We start from the raw sequence: 2,121 nt of genomic DNA on the forward strand, positions 1-2,121 counted from the left end.
CAGGACGGCACGCGCGCGTGCGACGCGGCCGACCTGGCGCTCACCGTGCTCGGCGGCGGCGAGTCCTCCCGCCTCTACAACCGCCTGGTCCGCCGCGACCGTACGGCTGTGGCGGCCGGCTTCGGCCTGCTGCGCCTGGCCGGCGCGCCCTCCCTGGGCTGGCTGGACGTCAAGACGTCCGGCGATGTCGAGGTGCCCGTCATCGAGACGGCCATCGACGAGGAGCTGGCCCGGTTCGCCGAGGAAGGCCCCACGGACGAGGAGATGGAGCGCGCCCAGGCCCAGTTGGAGCGTGAGTGGCTCGACCGCCTGGGCACGGTCGCCGGCCGCGCCGATGAACTGTGCCGGTACGCGGTGCTGTTCGGCGACCCGCAACTCGCCCTGACCGCCGTCCAGCGTGTGCTGGAGATCACCGCGGAGGAGGTCCGGGAGGCCGCCGAGGCACGCCTGCGCCCCGACAACCGCGCCGTACTGGTCTACGAGCCCACCGAGCCCACCGAGCCCGCCGAGAACACCGCCGACGAGGACGAGAACGAGGAGGCGGCCCAGTGACCGAGCTCGCCGCGATGGACTTCCACCCCCAGCCCCTGGCGGGCGAGGCCAGGCCTTGGGCCTTCCCGGCCCCCACCCGCGGGACGCTCGACAACGGCCTGACCGTCCTGCGCTGCCACCGCCCCGGCCAGCAGGTCGTTGCCGTCGAGGTCATCCTCGACGCACCCCTGGACGCCGAGCCGGCCGGCCTCGACGGCGTCGCCACGCTCATGGCGCGAGCCTTCTCGGAGGGCACCGACAAGCACTCCGCCGAGGATTTCGCCGCCGAGCTGGAGCGCTGCGGCGCCACCCTGGACGCGCACGCCGACCACCCCGGCGTCCGGCTCAGCCTGGAGGTTCCGGTCTCCCGCCTGGCCAAGGGCCTCGGTCTGGTCGCCGACGCGCTGCGGGCGCCCGCGTTCGCCGACAGCGAGGTCGAGCGGCTCGTCCGCAACCGCCTGGACGAGATCCCGCACGAGCTGGCCAACCCGTCGCGGCGTGCCGCCAAGGAACTCTCCAAGGAGCTGTTCCCGGCGACCGCGCGCATGTCGCGTCCGCGCCAGGGCACCGCGGACACCGTGGAGAAGATCGACTCGGCCGCCGTACGCGCCTTCTACGAGAGGCACGTCCGGCCCGCCACGGCCACCGCCGTGGTCGTCGGCGACCTCACCGGAGTCGACCTCGACGCGCTCCTCGGTGACACCCTGGGCGCCTGGACGGGCTCTGCGGGCCAGCCGCGTCCGGTACCGCCGGTGACCGCCGACGACACCGGACGGGTCGTCATCGTGGACCGCCCCGGCGCCGTCCAGACGCAGCTGCTGATCGGCCGCATCGGCGCCGACCGGCACGCACGCGTGTGGCCCGCGCAGGTCCTCGGCACCTACTGCCTCGGCGGCACGCTCACCTCCCGGCTGGACCGCGTCCTGCGCGAGGAGAAGGGCTACACCTATGGCGTGCGCGCCTTCGGGCAGGTCCTCAGGTCCGCGCCCGACGGCTCGGGCGCCGCGATGCTCGCCATCAGCGGCTCCATCGACACCCCGAACACCGGGCCCGCGCTGGAGGACCTGTGGAAGGTGTTGCGCACCCTCGCCGAGGGCGGCCTGACCGACGCCGAACGTGACGTCGCCGTGCAGAACCTCGTCGGGGTGGCGCCCCTGAAGTACGAGACGGCCGCCGCCGTGGCGGGCACACTGGCCGACCAGGTCGAGCAGCACCTGCCCGACGACTACCAGGCGACGCTGTACCAGCAGCTCGCCGCGACCGGCACCGTGGAGGCCACGGCGGCTGCCGTGAGCGCGTTCCCGGTGGATCGCCTGGTGACGATCCTCGTCGGCGACGCAGCCGCCATCAAGGCGCCGGTCGAGGCCCTCGGGATCGGTGAGGTGAAGGTCGTTTCCGCGGAGTAGGGCGGCGGAACGGACCGCGAAGCGGCGCTCGCGAGTGGCAGCGCCCAGCGGCAGTTCTCAGCGGACCGAACAGCGGACCGAACAGCGGGCCGTTCAGCGGGCCGAACAGCGGGCACGCTGAACGGGCGGCGGAGCGGGACCGCGGCGCCGCGCGCGTGAAGGGGCCCTGGTGGACGCATGTGCC

At 74.0% G+C, this 2,121-nt stretch carries 2 protein-coding genes; both read left to right on the forward strand.

Going from position 1 to position 2,121, the window contains the following annotated elements:
- A partial coding sequence (locus BZL64_RS33020) for a M16 family metallopeptidase (protein ID WP_143663377.1) occupies nt 1-552 on the forward strand: 552 nt, incomplete at its 5' end.
- A complete protein-coding gene (locus tag BZL64_RS33025; protein WP_086772788.1) occupies nt 549-1,937 on the forward strand; it encodes a M16 family metallopeptidase in 1,389 nt (462 codons plus the stop codon). The genes BZL64_RS33020 and BZL64_RS33025, both read left to right, overlap by 4 nt.
- Nucleotides 1,938-2,121 lie beyond the last annotated feature (184 nt).

Source organism: Streptomyces bobili, from assembly GCF_002154575.1.
Lineage (GTDB): Bacteria > Actinomycetota > Actinomycetes > Streptomycetales > Streptomycetaceae > Streptomyces > Streptomyces bobili.